The sequence below is a fragment of the Burkholderia sp. NLJ2 genome, from assembly GCF_049487195.1.
Classification (GTDB): domain Bacteria; phylum Pseudomonadota; class Gammaproteobacteria; order Burkholderiales; family Burkholderiaceae; genus Burkholderia; species Burkholderia pyrrocinia.
The window spans coordinates 2,250,067-2,274,527 of record NZ_CP137810.1 but is presented as its reverse complement, the minus strand read 5'-3'; the positions used below and the strand labels follow the sequence as shown (position 1 = coordinate 2,274,527).

The window sequence follows — 24,461 nt, the reverse complement described above, 5'->3', positions numbered from 1 at the left end:
CCGTCGCGCCGCGACCGTTTTTGTGCTATCGAGGTGCCGCCACGCAGCAAAATGCCGCGCTATAATCCTCGCCATGAAACTGCTTCGAACCTTCATCCTGCTGCTGCTTTGCGCGGTGCTGCCCATCAGTGGGCTGGCAGCCAGCGGCCTGACCGGTGAATGTCCGATGCAGCACACGATGTCGATGGAAGCGGACGCGGGCATGACCATGTCCGCCGACATGAGCGATTGCGATTCGATGAAGTCGCCCTCCGCCGGCAGCGCGAAGGCCAAAGCCAAGGGCATGGCCTGCAAGATAACGGCCCAATGCCAGTTCGGCAGTCTCTATCACCCGGCCGCCCGCGCCGACGTCAGCCGCCCCGCTGCATTCGCCAGCACGATCGTCTTCCATTACACGCACTCCGTTCCGGTCCGCGACCCGAGCGGGTTGTGGCGCCCCCCACGCATTAGCTGATCCCGATCCGACCGGTTCACCGCCCAGGCGGTGAGGTTCGTCCTGTGCTCAGGACGTGGAATCCCTTTGGGTTCCGACGTTGGGGTTAAACCATGTCATTCGATTTCGGCACGCCGCGCACGCGGCGTGCGTGTCGGCGCGCGTCCGTGCTGTGGGCCGCGCTGCTGGTGGCGGGCGCCGTTCACGCGCAGCAGTCGCCATTCACGCTGGACGCCGCGCTGCAGTCCGCGACCGATCGTTCCGCTTCGATGCAGGCCGCGCAGGCGTCGGTGCGCGCGAGTTCGGAAGCCGCCGTCAAGGCCGGCCAGTTGCCGGACCCGATGCTCAAGGCCGGCATCGACAACCTGCCGGTCAACGGCGGGCAGCGCTTCACCGTCGGCCAGGACTTCATGACGATGCGCCGCATCGGCATCGAGCAGGAATGGGTGTCCGGCGACAAGCGGCGGCTGCGCACGGCGCTCGCAGACCAGATGGTCGGTCGCGAACGCGCCGGCTACCTCGTGCAACTCGCGAACGTTCGCCAGCAAACCGCCACGGCCTGGCTGAACGCCGTCTATGCAAAGCAGGCGCTCGCGCTTCAGCAGGCGCTGCTCGCGCACATGAACCATGAACTCGACGCGACGCAGGCGTCGTATCGCGGCGCGAAGGCGAGCGCGGGCGATGTCGTTCAGGCCCGCGCGATGCTCGCGCAAACGCAGGATCAGATGCTCAAGGCGCAGCAGGCGTATCGCACCGCACTCATCGCGCTTGCCCGCTGGACGGCGACTCCCGTTGCGGACGTGACGGGCACGCCACCCGCGCCCGAATCCTTCGTGTCGTCGCTGCCGCCGGACGAACTGCGTCTGTCGCAACCGGCGCTCGTTGCCGCCGCGGACGACATCGCGGTTGCCGAAGCCGACACCGCGGTCGCGAACAGCGAGCGCAGCCCGAACTGGACGTGGGAGATCGCGTACCAGCAGCGCGGCGGCGCGTATTCGAACATGGTGTCCGTCGGTGTGTCGATCCCGCTGCCGCTCAACCGCAAGAACCGCCAGAACCGCGACGTCGCCGAGAAGGCCGCGCTCGCGACGAAGGCGCGCCTGATGTACGAGGACACGCTGCGTCAGGTGCAGGCCGATATCCGCACGCAGTCCGAAACGCTGGCGACCGGCCGCGAACGCATCGCGAACCTGAGCGCAGCGCTGCTGCCCGCCGCCGATCAGCGCGTGCAGCTCGCCAGCGCCGCGTACCGGGCCGGCACGGGTTCGCTCGCGGACACGTTCGCCGCCCGGCGTGCGCAACTGGAAGCGCAGTTGCAGGTGCTCGATCTCAGGCGCGACGTGTCGCAGACCTGGGCGCAGCTCGAATATCAGGTCGTGCCGGCGACGCTGGCCGCCGCGCAGTGAAGGAGAACCTCATGACGAAGCAATCACTGGTGCGCGCGGCGCTGATGGCATTCGCCGGCGCGGCGCTGCTCGGCGCAGGCTATGTCGCGGGCGTTCGCCAGGCGGCGGGCGGCGCGGGGATGACCGCATCGGCCGCTGCGCCTGCTGTCGCCGCTGCAGGCACGACCGATCCGAACACGGGCCGCAAGGTGCTGTACTGGCACGACCCGATGGTGCCGAACCAGCACTTCGACAAACCGGGCAAATCGCCGTTCATGGACATGCAGTTGCAGCCCGTCTACGCGGACGAAGGCGGCGGTTCGTCAGGCATCCGGATCGATCCGGGCCTGCAGCAGAACCTCGGCATCCGCTACGCGACCGTACGCCGGCAGCAGACAGCCGCCGGATTCGATGCGGTGGGTACCACGCAGTTCGACGAATCGCGTGCGGACGTCGTCCAGTCGCGCGTCACCGGCTATATCGACCATCTCTATGCGCGCGCGCCGATGCAGCGCATCGCGAAGGGCACGCCGGTCGCGTCGCTGTTCGTGCCGGACTGGCTCGCGCCTCAGGAGGAATATCTCGCGCTCAAGCGCGGCGGAATGGACGGCAGCCTGCTCGATGCGTCTCGCGCGCGGATGCGGGCGCTGTCGATCCCCGACGGCATGATCGCGAACCTCGATCGCACCGGCCGCGCGCAGACGCACGTCGTGCTGAGCGCGCCGGAAACCGGCGTCGTCAGCGAGCTGAACGTGCGGGACGGCGCGATGGTCGCGCCCGGTCAGACGCTCGCGAAGATCGCCGGGTTGTCGACGCTGTGGCTGATCGTCGAGGTGCCGGAAGCGCTGGCGCTGAACGTGCAGCCGGGGATGTCGGTCGACGCGACGTTCGCGGGCGATCCGGCGCGACACTTCAGCGGACGCATCCGCGAAGTGCTGCCCGGCATCAGCACGGGCAGCCGCACGCTGCAGGCGCGCGTGGAGATCGACAACGCATCGCTGAAGCTTACGCCCGGCATGCTGATGCGCGTGCGCGTCGCCGCGAAGGAGTCGGTTTCGCGCCTGCTCGTGCCGTCCGAAGCGGTGATCGCGACCGGCAAGCGCACGATCGTCATCGTGAAGAACGGCGACGGCCGGCTTCAGCCCGTGTCCGTGACGGTGGGCAACGACGTCGGCGGCGACACGGAAGTGCTCGACGGGTTGAACGAAAGCGATACGGTCGTCGCCTCGGGGCAGTTCCTGATCGATTCGGAAGCCAGCCTGAAAAGCGTGCTGCCGAAGCTGGAGCGAGCGGCGGGAGCAAGCGCCGCGGCATCGTCCACCGCCTCAGCGGCGCCGACTTACGAAACCACCGGCAAGGTCGAGAAGGTCACGGCCGACGACATCACGTTCTCACATCAGCCCGTTCCGGCGCTCGGCTGGGGCGCGATGACGATGGCGTTCGGCAAGCCGTCGGCACAGGCGTTCCCGGGCGTGAAGCCGGGCCAGACCGTGCGTTTCGCGTTCACGCAGACCGACGACGGCTACCGGCTGACGAAGGTCGAGCCGCAGGGAGGTGAGCGATGATCGCGCGCATCATTCGCTGGTCCGTCCACAACCGCTTCCTGGTGCTGCTGGCCACCGTGCTGATCGCGGCATGGGGCGTTCATTCGCTGCGGCAGACGCCGCTCGATGCGTTGCCCGACCTGTCGGACACGCAGGTGATCGTGAAGGCGTCGTATCCGGGCAAGGCGCCGCAGATCGTCGAGGATCAGGTGACCTATCCGCTGACGACGACGCTGCTCGGTGTGCCGGGCGCAAAAACCGTCCGCGCGTACTCGTCGTTCGGCGACGCGTTCGTCTATGTGCTGTTCGACGATCGCACCGATCCGTACTGGGCGCGTTCGCGCGTGCTCGAATACCTGAGCCAGGTGCAGAGCCGGCTGCCGGCGGGCGCGACGGTGTCGCTCGGGCCGGATGCAACCGGCGTCGGCTGGGTGTACGAGTACGCGCTCGTCGACCGCACCGGCCATCACGATCTCGGGCAACTGCGCGCGCTCAACGACTGGTTCCTGAAGTTCGAGCTGAAGGCGGTGCCGGACGTATCCGAAGTCGCGAGCATCGGCGGCATGGTGCGCCAGTACCAGGTCGTGCTCGATCCCGACAAGCTGCGCGCGTACGGAATCACGCAAGCGGCGGTTGCAGACGCGCTTCGCCAGGCCAATCAGGAGTCCGGCGGTTCGGTCGTCGAGCTGGCCGAGTCGGAGTACATGGTGCGGTCGTCCGGCTACCTGCGTACGCTCGACGATTTCCGGCACGTCGTGCTGCGCACCGACGATGCGGGCACGCCGGTGCTGCTCGGCGACGTCGCGCGTATCCAGGTCGGCCCGGCGATGCGGCGCGGGATCGCGGAGCTGAACGGGCAGGGCGAGGTGACGGGCGGCGTCATCGTGATGCGCTCGGGCAAGAACGCGCTCACCACGATCGACGCGGTGAAGGCGAAGCTCGCCGACCTGAAGCGTTCGCTGCCGTCCGGTGTCGAGATCGTCACGACCTACGATCGCTCGCAACTGATCGAGCGCGCGGTGGGCAACCTGAAGGACAAGCTGATCGAGGAATTCGTGATCGTCGGCATCGTCTGCGCGGTGTTCCTGTTCCATCTGCGCAGCGCGTTCGTCGCGATCCTGTCGCTGCCGCTCGGCGTGCTGGCCGCGTTCATCGTGATGCGCTACCAGGGCGTGAACGCGAACCTGATGTCGCTCGGCGGGATCGCGATCGCGATCGGCGCGATGATCGACGCGGCGATCGTGATGATCGAGAACGCGCACAAGCATCTGGAGGCGTACGACCACGCGCATCCCGGCGAGCCGATCACGGCCGCGCGCCGCTGGGAACTCGTCGCGGCGTCGGCCGCGGAAGTCGGGCCGGCGCTGTTCTTCTCGCTGCTGATCATCACGCTGTCGTTCATTCCGGTGTTTTCGCTGGAAGGGCAGGAGGGCAAGCTGTTCGCGCCGCTGGCGTTCACGAAGACCTACACGATTGCCGCCGCCGCCGGGCTGTCGGTGACGCTGGTGCCCGTGCTGATGGGCTATCTCGTGCGCGGCCGCATTCCGCACGAGAACGCGAATCCGATCAACCGCGTGCTGATCCGCCTGTACCGGCCGCTGCTCGAAGCGACGCTGCGGCACCCGTGGTTCGCGATCGGCGTCGCGGTCGTCGCGCTCGTGCTGACGGCCGTGCCGTTGTCGCGGCTCGGCGGTGAATTCATGCCGCCGCTCGACGAAGGCGACCTGCTGTACATGCCGACCGCGCTGCCGGGCATCTCGGCCGACAAGGCGAGCGAGCTGCTGCAGCAGACCGACCGGCTGATCAAGACGGTGCCCGAGGTCGACACGGTGTTCGGCAAATCGGGGCGCGCGGATTCGGCGACCGACCCGGCGCCGCTGGAGATGTTCGAGACGACGATCCGCTTCAAGCCGCGCAGCGCGTGGCGGCCCGGCATGACGCCGGAGAAGCTCGTCGACGAACTCGATCGCACGGTGAAGGTGCCGGGCCTGTCGAACGTGTGGGTGCCGCCGATCCGCAACCGGCTCGACATGCTGTCCACCGGCATCAAGACGCCGGTCGGCGTGAAGATATCCGGGCCGGACCTGAAGGGAATCGACGCGATCGCGACGCAGGTCGAGGCGGCGGTGAAGCACGTGCCGGGCGTGACGTCCGCGCTCGCGGAACGGCTGAACGGCGGCCGCTACATCGACGTCGATATCGACCGGCTCGCCGCCGCGCGCTACGGGCTGTCGGTTGCCGATATCCAGTCGGTCGTGTCGTCGTCGGTCGGCGGCGACGATGTCGGCGAGGTGATCGCGGGGCGCGAGCGTTTCCCGATCAACATCCGCTATCCGCGCGAGATCCGCGATTCGCTCGAGAACCTGCGGCAACTGCCGGTCGTCACGGCACGCGGCGCGCAGATCCGCCTCGGCGACGTCGCGCGCATTGCGATCGCCGACGGCCCGCCGATGATCCGCAGCGAGAACGCGCGGCTGTCGGGCTACGTGTACGTCGACATCCGCGGCACGGATCTGAACACGGCGGTGCGCGCGATGCAGCAGGCGGTGGCGCAACAGGTCGCGTTGCCGCCCGGCTATTCGATCGCGTGGTCGGGGCAGTTCGAGTATCTCGAACGCGCGGCGGCGACGCTGCGCACCGTCGTGCCGGTGACGCTCGTCGTGATCTTCGTGCTGCTGTTCCTCACGTTCGGTTCGGCGGCCGACGCGCTGCTGCTGATGTCGACGGTGCCGTTCGCGCTGGTCGGCGGCTTCTGGCTCGTGTGGGGGCTCGGCCATGCGGTATCCGTCGCAACGTCGGTAGGTTTCATCGCACTCGCGGGCGTGGCTGCCGAATTCGGCGTCGTGATGCTGCTGTACCTAAAGGGCGCGCTGACGCGCCGGCTCGACGCTGGCGAACCGCTGACCGATGCGCTGCTGCTCGACGCGATTCGCGAAGGCGCGGTGCTGCGCGTGCGGCCGAAGGCGATGACGGTCGCCGTCGTGCTCGCCGGCCTCGTGCCGATCATGGTCGGGCACGGTGCCGGCTCCGAAGTCATGCAGCGCATCGCCGCGCCGATGGTCGGCGGCATGGTCACGGCGCCGTTGCTGTCGATGTTCGTCATTCCCGCCGCGTGGCTTCTGCTTCAGCGTCGTCGTGTGCGACACGCGAGCGATGCGCGGCATGTCCCCGCAGTTTCGCCTGCAGTGCCTTCCGGCATGAATGTGCCATCCACCCAAACTGGAGAACCTCGATGAAGAAATTGATTGCTACCACTGCCGCCGTTTTCGCGATCGGCGCTTTCGCAAGCCCCGCATTTGCCGCCGGCGAAATGTCCGGCATGGACATGTCCGGCATGAAGATGTCGTCCGACGGCCCGGCCGCGTCGCATGCCGCGCTGACCGATGCGGAAGTGAAGAAGGTCGATGCCGCGACCGGCAAGGTCACGCTGAAGCACGGCGCACTCGACAACGTCGGGATGCCGCCGATGACGATGGCGTTCAAGGCGAAGGACGCGGCGATGCTCAAGCAGGTCAAGGAAGGTGACAAGGTCAAGGTACGCGTTGAAGAAGTCAACGGCACGTTGACCATCGTGAAGCTCGAAAAGCGCTCTTGACGAAGCATTGACGGCCGGCGCGCAGGTTGACGTCCGCGCGCCGGCACGCGGGGGGAGCAGGCGAGGGGGCCACCATGCGAACGAATTTCGCCAACGCGTATCAGTCGGACCACGAAACAACGGGCTCGTCGGCTATGCGGCGCGCGTCGAGCTCACCGATAGCGTGTTGCGCAATGTCGACCGGAAGACGCTCGTGTTTCTGGCCAGCATCTTCGTTCTTGTTCAGGCGTTCGTCATGACGGGAATGCTGCTGTTCGTGGCGCTGCGGCGCTATGAGCTGTTCGGAACCCAATTTGCGCTCGTCGCGCTGATCGTGCCTTCGCGAATGACGCGACGAATGACGTACCGCCATATCAATGACTTCAATCAAATTTATCGAAAATACTCGCGTGACGACGGCGAAAATTGCCGTCTGAACTGGAATCAAATCAATCGGTATACCTAGAATTGGTTTCGAGTACGCGAGTAATCGCGGCTTGCGTCGACGATTCTCAGACTGCAGGTAGCAAACGCAACACCACGCATGAAGCGCTGGAACACGGTGGAGCATCGGGGCTATCGCGGTCCGTTCCGCGGGCGGACTGCCTGAGCGATTGCGCGCCGCAGCAGGTGTGACGGTGCAGAGGGGCCGCGCGTCGCCACGGAGAGGAGCAGTCATGTCTGTCCCTACGCTGGATACCGAGGTTGTGCTGGCGGCGGCCATGGTGTCGTTCGTGTGGCGCTTATATAACTTGCACACGCAACTGCAAGCGCCGGTCGACTCGCGTAGCGGCGCGGCGGGCCGGCATTCATCTCGGCACGCGCATGAGCGCAGTGTGCCGTTTGGCATCGCTGCGCCGCAATGCGCCGCACCGCGGCGGGAGCCCCGCGGCGAAGGAATCATCGCGCATGCGGGCTTGCATATTCCGCCGGCGCTGCGCCGCGCGTCGGACGCGGCAGCACGTATTCCCTGGTTCGGCAAGCGTTTGAAACCCGGTCCGGATCATCGTGAAACGGCAACGCCGATGCGTGACGCGTTCGAACACCTACCGGTCGCGATCGTCGGTTTCAACGAGCGCGATGAAATCGCTTTTGCCAATGAAAGGGCGCTGGCGCTGTTCGGGTACCGCGGCGATGCATTGACCGGCGTGTCCGGTCGGATGCTGTTTACCGGCTGTCCCGCGAGCGTCGAGTTGAATGCGCAGGTTGTGCCACACCTGCCGCCGCTGGTGCGGTCGATGCAATCAGTGGTGGCGAGACGCAGCGACGGAGCGGAATTCCCGGCGGAAGTGACGACGAGCGAATGCTGCGTCGACGGCGCGCCGACCCGGCTCGCGGTCATCGTCGATCGCAGCGAGCGGGTCGAATTGCAGCGAAGCCGGCAGGAGCTCGCGCATCTCACACGTATCTCCGCGCTCGGCGAACTGGCGGGGTCGCTCGCGCACGAACTGAACCAGCCGCTAACCGCGATCCTGAGCAACGCGCAGGCCGCACAGCACTTCCTGGAGGGGGCTTCCATCAACCTGCCCGAGGTGCGGGAGACCCTGAAGGACATCGTGGCCGACAATTGTCGCGCGGGTGAAATCATCCGAAAAATGCGCGCCCTGGTGCGTAAGGGCGATGTGGATCTGCAACCGCTCGACGTCGGCGGCGTCGTTCGGGACGTCGTGCTGCTCGTGCATAGCGATGCGATCCTGCGCCGCATCCGGACGACGCTCGACATCGAGGACGCATTGCCAGCCGTGCGTGGCGACCGCGTGCAGCTTCAGCAGGTCGTGCTCAATCTCCTGCTCAACGGATTCGACGCGGTGCAGGACGGGACTGCCGCGGATCGTGTCGTCACCGTGCGGGTGTGGTCCGAGCCCGACGGCGCGGTGCGCATCTGCGTATGCGATCGAGGGCACGGACTGACGGTCGACCAGCTCGACAGGATCTTCAAGCCGTTCTTCACGTCGAAGCCGCATGGGCTGGGATTGGGCCTGTCGATCAGCCGGACGATCATCGTTGCGCACGGCGGCCGTCTCTGGGCGGAAAACAACGCGGACCGAGGCGCGTCGTTCCATGTCGCGTTGCCGGCAGGAAGCGCCGCCGAACCGAACAGTGCATGTGCGAAACCGTGAGCGATCCCGCTTCGATCGTCTTTATCGTCGACGATGACCCTTCGGTACGGCACGCGCTGTCGCGGCTCGTCCGGTCGTCGGGCTACCGGGCCGAGTCGTTCGAGTCGGGGCGCGCGTTTCTCGGCACGGCCGACTTGACGGTCTGCCCTGCGTGCTTGCTGCTGGATCTCCAGTTGCCGGACGTGAACGGACTCGAAATCCAGCGCACATTGAATGCGGCGCTGCCGATCATTTTCATTACCGGGCACGGCGACATCGGCACGACCGTGGACGCGATGAAGGCCGGCGCGGCCGACTTCCTGCCGAAGCCCGTTTGCGGCACGGTTCTGCTTGACGCAATCGGGCGTGCGCTCGAACGTTCGGTGCAGATGGGCGAACGCCGCCGGGAACTCGCGAGCCTCCAGGCGCGCGTCGACCGCCTGACGCCGCGAGAGCGGGAGGTCATGGCGCTCGTCGTGACGGGCCGCCTGAACAAGCAGGTCGCCGACGAACTCGGCATCGCCGAAAAAACCATCAAGATTCACCGCGCACGCGTGATGGAGAAAATGGAGGCGACGTCGCTGGCGGACCTCGTGCGTCTCGCCGACAAGCTCGGCTTCGGCGCTTCGATATCCACGCGTCCACCCCGCTGAGCCTCCTGCTAGGCGCGTCGTCCGTCGCGACGCTGGACCAAAGTCTTATACCGGTTTCGCTTTTCGCCTGATAGCCTCAATCTGCGGGATCGCTGTGACGCGGTCAACGGCCGAATCCGGAATTCTCACAATGGGTAACGTCAAGCAATTCGTTGCAGTTGTCGACGACGATGAATCGGTGGGCCGGGCGATCAAGCGTCTGTTGCGATCCGTCGGCATCGGTGCGGACACGTTTCAGAGCGGCGACGATTTTCTGGACACGCTCGCGTCGATGCCTTCATACCGCCCGGCTTGCGTGATTCTCGACATACAGATGCCCGGACTTAACGGACTCGAGGTGCAGCGGCGCCTCGACGGCACGGGCGTGCCCGTCATCGTGATCACCGCCTACGACGACGTCGCCGTGCGCGAACAGGCGCTTGCGGCCGGGGCGATCGCCTATGTGCGCAAGCCGTTCAACGATGCACTGCTGATCAAGACGGTGTGCACCGCCCTGGGTATCGCGTCGCCGTCGTGACGGCGTCTCCGCGCCGGTGCCGCCGGTGCCATATGGGACCAAAGTCCCATTGTTCTTGATGAATGCGGCAACCACACTTGAATCCGACAACGTGCGGCCGATGTCATGGGCCATGGCGCGGGCTTGCACGATTGCGGGAATTCAACGGGAGTACGCATCATGATCGAATGTATTCGCAAGCTGGCCGCGATCTCGCTGCTTGCCGTGACGGCGGCCTGCTCGACCAGTCAATCGCCATCCGCATCGGGTACCTCGGCCGAGGACGCCGTCCTCGACCAGGATGCGCAGGCAGCGCTGGCGAACCTGTACGTCGCCACGCCGCAGGCGAAGGACGTAGCGGCCAAGGCCAAGGGCATTCTCGTATTTCCGAGCGTGGTGCGAGCCGGGTTCATTGCCGGCGCTTCGCACGGCACGGGCGAACTGATCGAGGGCGGCAAGGTCACCGGATACTACGCGACGACATCGGTGACTTACGGTCTTCAGGCGGGTGTCCAGACATACGGGTACGTGATGATGTTCATGTCGGACAAGGCGCTCGACAACCTCAAGACGAGCGCCGGTTTCGAAGTCGGCATGGCGCCGACCGTCGTGATCGGCGATGCCGGCGCGGCCAGAAATCTGACGACAGCCACGCTGCAGTCGGATATCTACGCGTTCATCTTCGACCAGAAGGGATTGATGGCCGGGATCGGCTTGAGAGGATCGAAGATTACCCGCCTCAATCGATGAAGCAGGCGCCTCTTGCCTGCCGCAAGCAGGCGAATGGCGGCCTGGATGGCGGTCGGAAGACCGGGTGGAAGCGAGGCTACACGAGGCTACACATGGAATTCGCGTTGCAGCGACCGAAGCCTGCACGGCCAGGCAAGCGCGAAGCGACCCGCAAGCGGCGGCGCCCTCCCTTCGCGGTGGGTCTCGTCGCATTGACGATTGCCGGCTTCGCTGTTGCGCAGCAGCCGATCTTCTATCCCGCGAAGGGGCAGAGTGCGCAAAAGCAGCAGACCGACACGGCGGAATGCCAGGTATGGGCAAAGCAGACCACGGGCGTCGATCCGGTTGCCCTCGCGCAGCGCGCCGCCTCTCCGTCCGCTCCGCAGCCGCCACAGGGCGGCATGGTGCGAGGCGCTGCGGGCGGTGCCGCCATGGGGGCCGCGATTGGTGCGATCGCGGGCGATGCCGGCAAGGGCGCGGCGATCGGCGCGATCACCGGCACTGCCGGCGGCGGCATGCGCCGGCTTCGCCGGGAACAGGCCGCTGCCCGGCAGGAGCAGGCGATGGAGAGCAGCACCGCGAGCCAGTTGTCGACGTTTACGCGTGCCGTGACCGCATGCATGAACGGGCGGGGTTACACGAGCCAATAGTCATCGGAGCCGAGCGGTGGATGCAGCCATGAACAACCTCGTACGTACGGCGCTGGTGGCAACCTTCCTGCTGGATTGCGCCGGTGCATGCGCAGGCGATTTCGATGGAAGCAAGCCGTTGCTATGCGCGACGGTCGAGGCTCACGCCTGCGATCCGGGCCTTGCTTGCGCGCGTGCGCTACCCGCGGACGTCGGTGCGCCGAGGTTCCTGTCCATCGACTTCAACAAGAAGACGATTGCCGGACCCGCGCGCAGTGCACCGATTCAATTCATGGAGCGAGACCAGAACCAGATCGCCATGCAGGGCACCGAACTCGGCTTCGCGTGGACACTCTTGCTCGACACGCGCGACGGGACGATGACTGCGACCCTTGTCAACCGCGAAGACGCCGTGGTGGTGTTCGGAGACTGCACGGCGAAGTAGCGTCGGGAATCGTCCCATGAAGCCCGTAACCCTCATTCTTTCGATGCCGCTGATCGCGGCCCTCGCCGTTTGCACGGGATGCAAGAAGCCGGCAGCGATCCCGAAGCTCGGCGCGCCTGAAGTGACGATCGTGACGGTCGCGCCGCGCGACACGCCGGTGGACTTCGAATTCACCGCGCAGACGCAGAGTTCGCACGAGGTCGAGATTCGAGCGCGGGTGGACGGATTCCTGGACAAGCGCACCTATGTCGAAGGTCAGATGGTGAAGTCCGGCCAGACGCTCTTCCAGATGGACCACAAGCCGTTCGATGCCGCGCTGCAGACCGCGAAGGGACAGCTCGCGCAACAGCAGGCGAGGCTCAACGTCGCAAAGGAAAATCTCGCGCGGGTCAGGCCGCTCGCCGCACAGAACGCGCTGAGCAAGAAGGACCTCGACGACGCAGTCGGCAACGTGCAGCAGGCCGAGGCCGCCGTGATCGCCGCGCAGGGGCAGGTGCAAACGGCGCAGCTCAACCTCGGCTACACGACGATCAAGTCGCCGATCACCGGCCTGTCGAGTTTCGCCCGGCAGCAGGACGGCAGCTACGTCACGGCCACCGCGGCGGGACTGCTCACGTACATTTACCAGCTCGACCCGATGTGGGTGAATTTCAGCATCTCCGAAAACGAGATGCTCAAGCGCCGCGATGAAATTGCGAAAGGAAAGCTGCGCTTTCCGCCGAGCGACGAATTCGTCGTGACGCTCGTGCTGGCCGACGGTACGGAGTTTCCGCAGCGCGGGCGGATCAATTTCGCGAACCCGGCATTCAGCACCGACACCGGAACGTTTCTGGTGCGCGCCGTGTTCGACAACCCGAACGGCACGTTGCGCCCCGGGCAGTTCGTGCGCGCGCGCGTGTCCGGCGCGATGCGGCCCGGTGCGGTGCTGGTGCCGCAGCGCGCTGTCCTGCAGGGGGCGAAGAGTCACTACGTGTGGGTCGTCGACAATGAATCGAAGGCGCATCAGCGCGTCGTCGAAGTCGGGGAATGGCACGGCGACGACTGGTTCGTCACCGACGGGCTGAAGGCCGGCGAGCGCGTGGTGGTCGACGGGGCGATTCGCGTGGCGCCGGATACGCCGCTGAAGATCGTTCCCGGGACGCCGCCGTCGGCCGCGAGCGGATCCGGCGTCGCCGCGGCCCAGTGACGAGGTGGCTTCGTGAACATCTCCCACTTCTGTATCGACCGGCCGATTTTCGCGTCCGTCATCTCGATCGTCATCACGCTGGGCGGCGCATTGACGATGCTCGCGCTGCCGATAGCCCAGTACCCGGACGTCACGCCGCCGCAGATCACGATTGCGGCGTCCTATCCGGGTGCGAGCGCGGACGTGGTCGCGAACAACGTGGCCGCACCGATCGAGCAGCAGGTCAACGGCGCGGACAACATGATCTACATGAACTCGTCCAGCTCGTCGACCGGCAACCTGACGATCAACGCGTTCTTCGAGATCGGCACCAACCCCGAACTCGCGCAGGTCGACGTGCAGAACCGCGTGAACCTGGCGTTGCCGCAACTGCCGCAATCGGTTCAGGCGCAGGGCGTGCAGATCCAGAAGAAATCGTCGGCGTTCATGATGGTCATCGCGATCTATTCGCCGCAGGAACGCTACGACGCGACCTATATCGCGAACTACGCGAACATCTACGTGCTCGATGCGATCAAGCGCATCGGCGGGGCCAATCAGTCCGCCATCTTCGGCACGCCCGACTATGCGATGCGCATCTGGCTGAAACCGGACCGCATGGCGCAACTGGGCATCACCGCAGCCGACGTCCAGCGCGCGGTCGCCAACCAGAACCAGCAGTTCGCGGTCGGGCGGCTCGGTCAGGCGCCGACCGGCGGCGCGGTCGAGCAGTCTTTCGCGGTGACGACCCCGGGCCGCCTCGCCGAGCCGGCCGACTTCGACAACATCATCATCCGTGCGGCGAGCCAGGGCACGGCGATCGTCCGCCTCAAGGATGTGGGGCGGGCCGCGCTGGGGCAGAAGGACTATTCGATCCGCAGCCGCTTCCAGGGCAAGCCGGCCACGATTATCGCGGTCTATCAGCAGCCGGGCGCCAACGCGCTCGATGTGTCCAAGCAGGTGCGTGCGACGCTCGCGGACATGAAGAAGTCGTTTCCGGAAGGGCTCGACTACCAGATCGCGATGGACACGACGGAATTCACGCGCGCGTCGATCACCGACGTCGTGCACACCTTCTTCGAGGCGCTCATCCTGGTCGTGATCGTCGTGTTCGTGTTCCTGCAAAGCCTGCGCGCCACCATCATCCCGGTGCTGGCGGTGCCGGTGTCGATTCTCGGCACCGCGATGGGCATGGCGCTGCTCGGCTTCTCGATCAACATGCTGACGCTGTTCGGGATGGTGCTCGCGATCGGCATCGTGGTCGACGACGCGATCGTCGTGATCGAGAACGTCGAGCGCAACATGACGGTGCACAAGCTCGACCCGAAGGCGGCCGCCAAGCGCGCGATGGACGAAGTGGCCGGACCGGTGGTGGCGATCGTGCTGGTGCTGTGCGCGGTGTTCGTGCCGGTCGCGTTTCTCGGCGGCATCACGGGGCAGCTCTACAAGCAGTTCGCGATCACGATCGCGATTTCGGTGGTGATCTCGGGTGTCGTCGCGCTGACGTTGTCGCCGGCCCTGGCCGCGCTGCTGCTCACGAGCGCGCACCACGAGAAGAAGGGCTTCTTCCGATGGTTCGAAAACGTGTTCGCGCGGCTGACGGCCGGCTACACGCGCGCGGTCAGGTTCGTCATCAAGCGCTTCGTGCTCGCGCTCGTCCTGTTCGGCGGCATGATCGTGCTGACGGTGTTGATGTTCAGGGCGATCCCGGGCGCGTTTCTGCCGCCGGAAGATCAAGGCTACCTGCTCGGCGCGATCGTCATGCCGGACGCGGCAAGCCTCGACCGCACGGGCGACGTGTCGCAGCGGGTCGCCGACTACTTCATGAAGCAGGCGGCGGTGGGCAGCGTGACGACGGTCGACGGCTTCAGCCTGCTCGACAGCCAGAACAAGAACAACGCCGGCACGTTCTTCGTCGGCCTGAAGGGCTTCGACGAGCGCTACAAGTTCGCGAACATCAGGACGCAGAACGCCCGCGCCGTGCTGGTCGATGCGTATGTGAACCTGTCCAGGATCAGGGAGGGAATCGTCATTCCCGTCAATCCGCCGTCGATTCCGGGGCTCGGTACGACGGGCGGCACCGAGGTATGGGTGCAGAGCAAGGGCGACGCGTCGATTGCGCAGTTGGCGGGTGTCGTGCAGGAATTCGTGAACAAGGCGAAAGCGCGGCCGGAGCTGTCGGGCGTGACATCGACCTTCAACGCATCGTCGCAACAGCTTCTGGTCGATGTGGATCGCGACAAGTCCGAGACGCTCGGCGTGCCGATCCAGGACGTGTACAGCGCGATGCAGACGATGTTCGGCTCGCTCTACGTGTCGCAATTCAACCGGGCGAGCCGGCTCTGGCAGGTCATCCTGCAGGCGGAGCCGTCCTACCGCCTCAAGCCGCAGGACCTGGACCAGATCTACGTGCGCAGCACGAACGGCAACATGGTGCCGCTCAAGTCCGTGGTGACCTACCGGTACGTGACGGGCCCCGACCTGATCACGCGGTTCAACAATTTCCCCGCGGTCAAGATCACGGCCAATGCAGCCCCCGGCTACAGCTCCGGCCAGGTCATCGCCGTGCTGGAAGAGCTGGCGGCACAGTTGCCGCCCGGTTACGACGTCGCGTGGAGCGGCGAGGCCTACGAGGCGCGCAAGGCGGGCGGAACGTCCGGCCTGGTGTTCGGTTTCGGTCTCGTGATGGTGTTCCTGATCCTCGCCGCGCAATACGAGAAGTGGTCGCTGCCGTTCGGCGTGCTGATGGCGGTGCCGTTCGCGATGTTCGGCGCGCTGGTCGCGATCCTGCTGCGCGGGCTCAATAACGATGTCTACTTCCAGATCGGGCTGACGATGCTGGTGGCTCTGGCCGCCAAGAACGCGATCCTGATCTTCGAGTTCGCGGTGATCAACCGCGAGGCGGGCGCATCGCCCTACGACGCGGCGCTCACCGCTTCGGAAGAGCGCTTGCGGCCGATCGTCATGACCTCGCTGGCGTTCATCCTCGGCGTCGTGCCGCTGGCGATCGCGCTCGGCGCGTCGGCGAACAGCCGCCATTCGATCGGCACGGGCGTCATCGGCGGGATGCTCGGGGCCACGGCGATCGCCGTGTTCTTCATCCCGATGTTCTATTACCTGCTCGAGGCGCTGTCGTCGCGCTCGCGCGGCAAGGCCCTGCCGCCTTCCTCGGAGGCCGGGCCCGGGTCGCCGCACACCGCGCCATCCGCACCCTGCAAGGACGACTGACATGCGACGCGCCGCGTTCTGGCGCCTCTGCGCGCCGGTCTTGTTGATGGGCCTGGGCGGATGCCTGCTCGGCCCGGACTACGTGCGACCCCAGGTCGACGCGCCGGCGTCGTTCCGGTTCGCGTCCGGCGAGGCGGCAGACGTCGCCAACAGCGCGTGGTGGGAGCAGTTCCAGGACCCGACATTGAACGCGTTGATCGCGACCGCGCTGGCGGAAAACCGCGACGTCAAGGTTGCGTCGGCGCGCGTCGACGAATTCCTCGGTCAGTTCGTCAGCACGCGCTCGGCGTTGTTTCCGCAAGTCGCCGCCGGGTTCGACGCCACGCGCCAGCGCTCGTCGCGAAGCGGCGCGATTCCGCTGCCGCCGACGGTTCCGTCGGTCTCGAACCAGTTTCAGGCGACCCTGTCCGCAACGTGGGACCTCGACCTGTTCGGCAAGGTCAGGCGCGAAACCGAAGCTGCGCGTGCCAACCTGCGTGCGAGCGAGGAAGCGCGGCGCGCGACGATCCTGACGCTCGTGGCGTCGGTCGCATCGTCGTACATCACGCTGCGCAGCCTGGACCGCCAGCTGGAGATCGCGAAAGCGACGACAGCGAGTCGCGCGGACTCCGTCAAGGTGTTTACGGCGCGCTTCAACGGGGGCGAAGTGTCGCAGATGGAGCTGGCGCAGAGCCAGTCCGAATACGAGACGACGCTTGCGACCATCCCGCAGCTCGAAACGCAGATTGCACAACAGGAGGACGCGCTGTCCGTGCTGCTCGGCCGCAATCCCGGCTCGATCGTACGCGGCCGCGCGCTCGCCGAGCTCGAGACGCCCGCGGTTCCCGCGGGGCTGCCGGCGGATCTGCTCGAACGCCGGCCCGACCTGCTGCAGGCGGAACAGAACCTGATCGCGCAGAACGCGCTGATCGGTGCAGCCCGCGCGCTGTACTTCCCGTCGATTTCGCTGACCGGGCTGTTCGGTTCGGTCAGCGCGCAGTTCTCGAATCTCTTTACCGGGCCCGCGCGCGTCTGGTCGTTTGCCGGATCGGCGACGCTGCCGATCTTCACCGGCGGCAACATTACGGGCCAGGTCCGCCAGGCAGAGGCGCGTCAGCAGGAAGCGCTCTACGCGTACCAGAAGGCGATCGAGGTCGCGTTCCAGCAGGTCGAGGACGCGCTGATCGGATCGCAGAAGTCGCGCGAGCAACTCGCCACGCAGGCGCGCCAGATCGACGCGTTGCGCACGTACGAGCGGCTCGCGCGGTTGCGCTACGAGGGCGGTTATACGAGCTATATCGAGGTGCTCGACGCGGAGCGCACGCTGTTCAATGCGGAGTTGTCGTACACGCAGACGCGCAGCGCGACGCTCACGTCGCTCGTCAATCTCTACATGGCGATGGGCGGGGGCTGGGTCGTCACGGCCGAGCGGATGACCGCACGGCCGCACGCCGCCGCCGATCGGCCCGTGGCCGGCGAGGGGCCGAGATGAACCGCGCCGGCCTGATCGTTTGCCACGAATGCGACCTGCTGCAGCGAAACGTGCCGGTGGCGCCTGGCTGCGCGCTGCGTTGCCGGCGCTGCCATGCGGAGCTTTACCGGAACCGCGAGGACAGCCTGACGCGTGCGCTGGCGTTTGCCACGGCCGCGGGCGTGCTGTTCGTCATTTCCAACCTGTACCCGATCGTAGGCCTGTCGGTTGGCGGGACGGTTGTCGAGACGACGCTGGCCGGATCCGTGCGCGTGCTGTATGCGGACGGGATCTGGCCGCTCGCCGGCCTCGTGTTCGCGACCACGATGCTGATGCCGCTCGTGCAGATTGCCGGCATGCTCTGGCTGCTGGTGCCGCTGCGGATGAACCGCGTGCCCGCGTGTGCGGCGCTCGTGTTTCGGCTCTGCCACCTCGCGGCCCCGTGGGGGATGACGGAAGTGCTGATCCTCGGCTTGCTGGTGGCGCTGGTCAAGCTGGCCCACATCGCGAGCGTCGTGACGGGCGTCGCGCTCTATTCGTTCGGCGGGCTGATGCTCGTGCTCGCCGCCGCCGGCGCTTCGTTCGATGCGCATGAACTGTGGTCGCGGATCGATGCGGCGCAGGGCCGTGGCGACGGGCGCGGCAGCGGCATGCCAATGCCGCGCGGCGCCGTTACCGCCGCCGAATGCGGCCTCGTGCTGTGCCACGATTGCGGGCAGCTCGCGCGTGCGCCGGCCGGCGAGCACGGCCTGGCCTGTCCGCGCTGCGGCGCGGCGCTGCACCTGCGCAAACCCGCGAGCGTGTCGCGCACGTGGGCGCTCCTGATCGCCGCGATGGTCCTTTACATCCCCGCGAACGTGTTGCCGGTGATGTACACGAGTTCGCTGTTCGGTGCGCAGAAGGACACCATCCTGAGCGGCGTCGTCTATCTGTGGGTGTCCGGATCGTGGCCGCTCGCGGTCGTGGTGTTTGTCGCGAGCATCGCGGTGCCGCTGCTCAAGATTCTCGCGCTCGCGTATCTGGCGTTCACGGTCCAGCGGCAGTCGCGATGGCTGCAGGAACAGCGTACGCGCATCTATCGGATGGTCGAATTCGTCGGGCGCTGGTCGATGCTCGACATCTACGTGATCACGATGCTCGTCGCGCTCGTGCAGTTCCAGGCGCTGGCGACGATCAAGGCCGGTCCTGCGGCGATCGCGTTCGGGGCGGTGGTGGTGCTGACGATGTTCGCGGCGACGACGTTCGACCCCCGCCTGATCTGGGACACAGTGGAGCAGCATCATGGGTGGCCCCGAGCAGAAGCCTGACATGCCGGACATACCGGACGCCGTCGCCACGACGCGCTCGCGCTGGCGCATGCAACTCGTGTGGCTCGTGCCGATTGTCGCGGTGCTGATCGGCGGATGGCTGGCGGTGAAGGCCGTCATCGAACAAGGCCCGACGATCACGATCACCTTCAGGACCGGAGAAGGTCTCGAAGCCGGGAAGACGAAGATCAAGTTCAAGAACGTCGATATCGGCGTCGTCAGGTCGGTGGTGCTGTCCACCGATCACAAGCGCGTGGTGGCGACCGCCGATATCTCCAAGGACGCGACGACGCTGCTGGTCGACAACACGCGCTTCTGGGTCGTGCGCCCGCGCATTGCCGGCGGCACGGTGTCGGGCCTCGGCACGCTGTTGTCCGGCTCGTTCATCGGCGCTGACGTCGGCGATGCGAAGGGCGCGCGCCGCGCGTTCACCGGCCTCGAAGCCCCGCCGGTTTTCACGAGCGACGAGCCCGGACGCGAGTTCGTGCTGAAGAGCGCGGACATGGGATCGGTCGACGTCGGCTCGCCCGTCTATTTTCGGCGGCTCCAGGTCGGACAAATCGTCACCTACGCGCTCGATCCGGACGGCAAGGGGGTGACCCTGCGCGCGTTCGTCAATGCGCCGTACGACCGGTTCGTGAACGCCGATTCGCGCTTCTGGCACGCGAGCGGCATCGACGTCGCGCTGAGCCCCGACGGCTTGCGGGTCGAAACGCAATCGCTGGTGTCGATCATGATTGGCGGCATCGCGTTCGAGACGCCCGTCGATTCGCTCGATCAGCCGGTCGCGGCATCCGACGCGCCGTTCACGCTGTTCCGCGACCGGGCGGAGGCGATGAAGCGGCACGACCGGATCGTCGAGAAGTATCTGGTGAACTTCACCGAATCGGTGCGCGGCCTGGCGGTCGGAGCGCCCGTCGATTTCCGCGGCGTGGCGGTCGGCGAAGTGACGGGAATCTATACGCGCTTCGATCGCGAAACCCGCAAGTTCAGCATTCCCGTCGAATTCAATCTTTATCCGGAGCGTTTCACGTCGCGCTACCGGACAGGCGCCAAAGGCGGGCGCCTTTCGCAGCATCCCGAGCAACTGGCGAACCTGCTTGTGGAGCGCGGGCTGCGCGCGCAGTTGAGGACCGGCAACCTGCTGACAGGGCAACTCTATGTCGCACTCGATTTCTTTCCGGAAGCGGCGAAGGCTTCGATCGACTGGGCTGCCAACCCGCCTGAACTGCCAGCGATTCCGGGATCGCTGCAATCGCTGCAGGATTCGGTGACACGCCTGATGGCGAAACTCAACGGCATGCCGCTCGACAAGATCGGCAACAACGCGCAACAGACGCTGGCGAGCGCCAACCTGCTGCTCAAGCAGCTCGATACCGTGGTGCCGCAGGCGCGCGATACGCTGGCATCGGCGCACACCGCGCTCGATTCGGCGAACAGCGCGCTGCAGCCGGGCTCGGAGCTGCAGCAGAACACCGGCGATGCGATGCGTGAGATCGCCCGTACGGCCGCGGCGTTCAGGACGCTGGCGGACTACCTCGAGCGGCATCCGGAAGCACTGGTGCGGGGCAAGACGGAGGGCCGGCCATGAAGCGCGTCCGTTCGATCAAGGCCGTCGCGCTGTTGGTCGGGCTGCTCGGCGGCTGTGGCAGTTCGCCGACAGCCCGCTTCTACACGCTGAGTCCCGACGCGACGCTTACCGGCGTGGGCACCGCTATGCCCGTGAGCGTCGTGGTCAACCCGGTGACGGTGCCGGAACTTGTCGACCGCCCGCAGATCGTCACGCGCGTTGCCGGCAACCAGGTATCGCTCGACGAGTTCGCCCGATGGGCCGAACCGCTGAAGACGGACATTGCCCGTGTCATTGCCGCCGATATCGGCCAACTGCTGGGTTCGGCTCGAGTGAATGTGTTTGATTCGGGACCGAACATGGCGCCTGCATGGCGCGTCCGTGTGGACGTCATGCGTTTCGAGTCGGCGCCGCGCGATTCGGTCACGATCGAAGCGCTGTGGGCTGTACTGCCACCGGGAAAGGCGGTGGCGATCGCGGGTCGCTCGGTCGCGCGCGAAGTCGTGCACGGGCAGGGATACGACGCGCTCATCGCCGCGCACGATCGCGCGCTTGCCGCGGTAAGCAGCGATATCGCCACGGCCATCCGGGCGAGCTTGCGTTAGCCAGGCGATTCGAAGCGAATCACGCGTACCGCTCGAGCGCCATCGCCTGCTGTCGCGGTACCCGCTCTTGCCGTCGAAGATTTCCTTCAGCGCGGCGCGCAGCGCGACGGGATGTACAACGCGGATATCGACCCGAGCCGGTATGCGAATCTGCGCGCCTGGTACGAGCGTGTGCGGATGCGCCCGGCTGTGCATACGTGCTGCAGGCCGACGCACGACCGAACGCATCCCGACGCGTTCAGCGCGCCAGCGTCAGGAACAGATATCCCGCATAACCCGCACCGTTCGCCAGCAACGCCCAGATCGCGAGCCCGCGCGTGCGGGCATTGACGCGCAGCCAGGCCGCCGCCGCGAGCGTGACGATCACGCCGGTCAGCACTTCGGGCCGCGGCTCCCACGGCGTGAGCATGATGCCGATTGCCGGCAGCAGCGTGCCCTGGAACACCATCGCGCCGGTGATGTTGCCGAACGCGAGCGTGTCCTTCTTGCGGCGGATCCACAGCACGCTGTTGACCTTCTCCGGCAGTTCCGTGGCAATCGGCACGATGATCAGCGACAGCAGCAGCGCCGATACGCCGAGCACGTGCGACACGCCTTCCACGCCGTGGATGAAGCCCTTCGCACCGCCGACCAGCAGCGCGACGCCGAGCAGCAACTGCAGCGCGATGGTCGCCAGGTTGGTCGGCAGGCCCGTGCGCGCCAGGAACATCGTGTGCGGCGCCTCGGTGCCGTGCCCGGCATCGACAAGCTGGCTCGACGCGCGGAACGTCATCACGACGTACATCACGTAGATGCCGACCAGCATCGCGGCGAGCAGCGCGCGCACGGCCCAGTTGTGATGCGGGACGAACATCGCCGCGGTGGCCAGCGAGAACGCGGCGAGGAAGTAGTTCATGTCGCGCACGAAACCCGTGCGCTCGGGCGCGATCGTGCCGCGCAGCCCGCGCGATCGGATCACGGCGAGCGTCATCAGGAAGGTGGTGAGCGTCGCGAGCATCAGCGGTGCGCCGAGAATCGCGCCGACGCCGATTTCCTCGTTCACGGCCTGGTTCGCCGTGCCGCCGGCCAGCGCGAGCAGCGGCACCATGGTTTCGGGCAGCGCGGTGCCGACGGCTGCGAACAGCGACCCCGTCACGCCTTCGGAAATCTTCAGGCGTTCGCCGAGATGTTCGAGCGCATTGGTGAAGACCTCGGCGGCCACGAGGATGACGACCAGCATGAACGCCAGTTCGAGGAACATGAAAGTCATGCGACGCCTCCGCAGGCCGGTGCGTAGCGGGCGATGAGGCGCGGGGGGAAGGCGGGGAGGAACATGGGGACTCCGTGGTCGGACGCTGACGAACCATGGCGCATCCGCCGACGTCCGACCAGGAACGACGCGATGCGCCCATGGTCTCGCCAAACCGACTCGGTCGAACGCGCCACGGCTGAAAGCCGAGTGTGTTGACGCGTTCGCTTTCCGGGGGACGGAAAGCAGGCTACTCCCCAAAGACGAGCGCAAGTCTAGCCGAGCGGATTTCTTTCGACAAGCCTTCATCTCGAAAAAATATACCCCTCTACCCTATATGGAAAACACTTTGAAGATATACTCCCCCACCCTATACAGGAGCAATCGATGAGTCACACAGTTCGCGAAAAACAGAAGCTGCTGAACCGCGTGCGCCGTATCAGGGGCCAGGTCGAAGCGATCGAGCGCGCGCTCGAAGAGGAGCGCGGCTGCAACGACGTGCTGCAGCAGATCACGAGCTGCCGGGGCGCGATGAACGGCCTGCTGGCCGTCGTGCTGGAAGACCACATCCGGTCGCACCTCGTCGATGCGGACGCGCCCGACGCGCATGAAGGCAGCGCGACCGAGCAGCTGATCGAGGTCGTCCACAGCTATTTCAAGTAAGCGGAACGAAAATGAACGAATTCAACGGCGCGGCGGCCGGCGGCAGGCACAGCCATGCATTTCTGGGCGCCGCACATGAGCAGAACGAACGGAAGACGTGGATGGTCATCGGCCTGTGCACGGCGATGATGGTGGCTGAAATCGTCGGCGGCACGCTGTTCGGGTCGCTGGCGCTCGTCGCCGACGGGCTGCACATGTCGACGCACGCGGGCGCGATGCTGATCGCCGCGCTGGCCTATACCTATGCGCGCAAGCATGCCGACGATCAGCGCTTCGTGTTCGGCACGGGCAAGCTCGGCGACCTCGCCGGGTTCACGAGCGCGATCGTGCTGGCGATGATTGCGTTGCTGATCGGCTATGAGGCGATCGCGCGTCTTCTGTCTCCCGTGCCCATTCACTTCAGCGAAGCGATTCCGATCGCGGTGCTGGGGCTCGCGGTGAACCTGGCCAGCGTGTGGTTGCTGAGCGGCGACCACCATCACGGGCATGGCCACGGTCATCATCACGGGCATGACCACGACCACGATCACGAAGATGAGCATCACGCGCATCACGCTCATGGTTCGCACGCGGCGGCCCACCGCGATCACAACATCCGGTCGGCCTACATTCACGTGATCGCCGACGCGGCCGTTTCGGTGCTGGCCATCGTCGGCCTGCTGCTTGCGCGCGCGTTCGGATGGGTCTGGATGGACCCGCTCGCGGGCATCGTCGGCGCGCTGGTGATCGCGAACTGGGCCTACGGACTGATGCGCGATACGGGCGGCATCCTGCTCGACGTCAACGTCGACCGCAAGCTGGCGGACAACGTTCGCCGCGCGATCGAGACGCTCGGCGACAAGGTCAACGATCTCCACGTCTGGCGCGTGGGCCCCGGGCATATGAGCGCGATCGTGTCGGTCGAAACCGGCGACACGGCGCGCGATGCGCGTTTCTATCACGCGCTGATCGCGCGCTTCGACGGCGTGTCGCATGTGACCGTCGAAGTGATGACGCACGCGAAGGCGGCCTGATCGTGGCAGTGAAATCGCCGTGCATCGAGCTGTGCGCGTTTGACGGTCGAACGGGTTTTTGCGTCGGCTGCCTGCGCACGCGCGACGAGGCGCGCGACTGGAAGAAGCTGACCGACCATCGCCGGCACCAGATACTGAACGACCGCTCACGCCGGCAGACGAAGATCCGGCGCGAGCCGGGGGAATAGGGCGGCACGCGTGGCACGCGCGACAGTCGATGCGTGCCGCGTGTCACGGGCCTGCAG

The 24,461-nt window shown here is 66.2% G+C and carries 22 protein-coding genes and 1 riboswitch; of the genes, 21 read left to right on the top strand and 1 reads right to left on the bottom strand.

The features are described from left to right. Nucleotides 1-73: 73 nt before the first annotated feature. The 18 genes from R9B84_RS32590 (at nt 74) to R9B84_RS32505 (ending at nt 21,312) form a co-directional block, all read left to right on the top strand. The gene (locus R9B84_RS32590; RefSeq protein ID WP_423761547.1) at nt 74-454 is read left to right on the top strand and encodes a hypothetical protein; all 381 of its coding nucleotides are present in this window, start codon (nt 74-76) and stop codon (nt 452-454) included. A gap of 92 nt (nt 455-546) precedes the next feature. After that, nucleotides 547-1,839 (top strand): TolC family protein, encoded by a 1,293-nt coding sequence (locus R9B84_RS32585; protein ID WP_423761546.1) that lies wholly within the window; start codon nt 547-549, stop codon nt 1,837-1,839. Between the two features lie 11 nt (nt 1,840-1,850). Beyond that, nucleotides 1,851-3,383: an efflux RND transporter periplasmic adaptor subunit gene (locus R9B84_RS32580; RefSeq protein ID WP_423761545.1), complete on the top strand. Its 1,533-nt coding sequence runs from the start codon at nt 1,851-1,853 to the stop codon at nt 3,381-3,383. Next, nucleotides 3,380-6,598 carry an efflux RND transporter permease subunit gene (locus tag R9B84_RS32575; protein WP_423761544.1) on the top strand — a complete coding sequence of 1,073 codons (3,219 nt, stop codon included), beginning with the start codon at nt 3,380-3,382 and terminating at the stop codon, nt 6,596-6,598. The genes R9B84_RS32580 and R9B84_RS32575 overlap by 4 nt, the downstream gene beginning before the upstream one ends. Then, nucleotides 6,595-6,957, top strand: coding sequence for a copper-binding protein (locus R9B84_RS32570; RefSeq protein ID WP_423761543.1), 363 nt, complete (start codon nt 6,595-6,597; stop codon nt 6,955-6,957). Before R9B84_RS32575 ends, R9B84_RS32570 begins: the two co-directional genes overlap by 4 nt. Before the next feature lie 7 nt (nt 6,958-6,964). Next, on the top strand, nt 6,965-7,402 hold the full coding sequence (locus R9B84_RS32565; RefSeq protein WP_423761542.1) for a hypothetical protein: 438 nt from the start codon (nt 6,965-6,967) through the stop codon (nt 7,400-7,402). A 211-nt stretch (nt 7,403-7,613) separates the two neighbouring features. Then, entirely contained in the window at nt 7,614-9,056 is a 1,443-nt protein-coding gene (locus R9B84_RS32560) for a PAS domain-containing sensor histidine kinase (protein WP_423761541.1), read from the top strand. Next, nucleotides 9,053-9,688: a response regulator transcription factor gene (locus R9B84_RS32555; protein ID WP_423761540.1), complete on the top strand. Its 636-nt coding sequence runs from the start codon at nt 9,053-9,055 to the stop codon at nt 9,686-9,688. Before R9B84_RS32560 ends, R9B84_RS32555 begins: the two co-directional genes overlap by 4 nt. 130 nt (nt 9,689-9,818) lie before the next feature. After that, nucleotides 9,819-10,205 (top strand): response regulator transcription factor, encoded by a 387-nt coding sequence (locus tag R9B84_RS32550; protein WP_423763528.1) that lies wholly within the window; start codon nt 9,819-9,821, stop codon nt 10,203-10,205. A gap of 105 nt (nt 10,206-10,310) precedes the next feature. Continuing rightward, nucleotides 10,311-10,934: a YSC84-related protein gene (locus tag R9B84_RS32545; RefSeq protein ID WP_423761539.1), complete on the top strand. Its 624-nt coding sequence runs from the start codon at nt 10,311-10,313 to the stop codon at nt 10,932-10,934. A gap of 92 nt (nt 10,935-11,026) precedes the next feature. Continuing rightward, nucleotides 11,027-11,563: a YMGG-like glycine zipper-containing protein gene (locus R9B84_RS32540; RefSeq protein WP_423761538.1), complete on the top strand. Its 537-nt coding sequence runs from the start codon at nt 11,027-11,029 to the stop codon at nt 11,561-11,563. Nucleotides 11,564-11,591: 28 nt separating this feature from the next. Next, the gene (locus R9B84_RS32535; protein ID WP_423761537.1) at nt 11,592-11,987 is read left to right on the top strand and encodes a hypothetical protein; all 396 of its coding nucleotides are present in this window, start codon (nt 11,592-11,594) and stop codon (nt 11,985-11,987) included. 16 nt (nt 11,988-12,003) lie between these two features. Further along, nucleotides 12,004-13,173, top strand: a complete 1,170-nt coding sequence (locus R9B84_RS32530; protein WP_423761536.1) for an efflux RND transporter periplasmic adaptor subunit — start codon at nt 12,004-12,006, stop codon at nt 13,171-13,173. 12 nt (nt 13,174-13,185) lie between these two features. Next, the gene (locus R9B84_RS32525) at nt 13,186-16,380 is read left to right on the top strand and encodes an efflux RND transporter permease subunit (protein WP_423761535.1); all 3,195 of its coding nucleotides are present in this window, start codon (nt 13,186-13,188) and stop codon (nt 16,378-16,380) included. Between the two features lies 1 nt (nt 16,381). Further along, entirely contained in the window at nt 16,382-17,851 is a 1,470-nt protein-coding gene (locus R9B84_RS32520) for an efflux transporter outer membrane subunit (protein ID WP_423761534.1), read from the top strand. Next, nucleotides 17,848-19,137: a paraquat-inducible protein A gene (locus R9B84_RS32515; protein WP_423761533.1), complete on the top strand. Its 1,290-nt coding sequence runs from the start codon at nt 17,848-17,850 to the stop codon at nt 19,135-19,137. The genes R9B84_RS32520 and R9B84_RS32515 overlap by 4 nt, the downstream gene beginning before the upstream one ends. Next, nucleotides 19,112-20,728 carry an intermembrane transport protein PqiB gene (locus R9B84_RS32510; RefSeq protein WP_423761532.1) on the top strand — a complete coding sequence of 539 codons (1,617 nt, stop codon included), beginning with the start codon at nt 19,112-19,114 and terminating at the stop codon, nt 20,726-20,728. The genes R9B84_RS32515 and R9B84_RS32510 overlap by 26 nt, the downstream gene beginning before the upstream one ends. Next, a complete protein-coding gene (locus tag R9B84_RS32505) occupies nt 20,725-21,312 on the top strand; it encodes a PqiC family protein (RefSeq protein WP_423761531.1) in 588 nt (195 codons plus the stop codon). The genes R9B84_RS32510 and R9B84_RS32505 overlap by 4 nt, the downstream gene beginning before the upstream one ends. A 238-nt stretch (nt 21,313-21,550) precedes the next feature. Here the strand turns inward: R9B84_RS32505 and R9B84_RS32500 are convergent, their stop codons facing one another. Then, nucleotides 21,551-22,561: a sodium:calcium antiporter gene (locus R9B84_RS32500; protein WP_423761530.1), complete on the bottom strand. Its 1,011-nt coding sequence runs from the start codon at nt 22,559-22,561 to the stop codon at nt 21,551-21,553. Between the two features lie 71 nt (nt 22,562-22,632). After that, a riboswitch (yybP-ykoY riboswitch) is annotated at nt 22,633-22,811 on the bottom strand. A 116-nt stretch (nt 22,812-22,927) separates the two neighbouring features. Here R9B84_RS32500 and R9B84_RS32495 point away from each other — a divergent pair. Genes R9B84_RS32495 through R9B84_RS32485 form a run of 3 tightly spaced genes read left to right on the top strand, consistent with a single transcriptional unit; the run spans nt 22,928 to nt 24,404 of the window. Continuing rightward, a complete protein-coding gene (locus R9B84_RS32495; RefSeq protein WP_423761529.1) occupies nt 22,928-23,203 on the top strand; it encodes a metal/formaldehyde-sensitive transcriptional repressor in 276 nt (91 codons plus the stop codon). Between the two features lie 11 nt (nt 23,204-23,214). Further along, nucleotides 23,215-24,216 (top strand): CDF family Co(II)/Ni(II) efflux transporter DmeF, encoded by a 1,002-nt coding sequence (dmeF, locus tag R9B84_RS32490; protein WP_423761528.1) that lies wholly within the window; start codon nt 23,215-23,217, stop codon nt 24,214-24,216. A 2-nt stretch (nt 24,217-24,218) separates the two neighbouring features. Next, nucleotides 24,219-24,404, top strand: a complete 186-nt coding sequence (locus tag R9B84_RS32485; protein ID WP_423761527.1) for a DUF1289 domain-containing protein — start codon at nt 24,219-24,221, stop codon at nt 24,402-24,404. Nucleotides 24,405-24,461 lie beyond the last annotated feature (57 nt).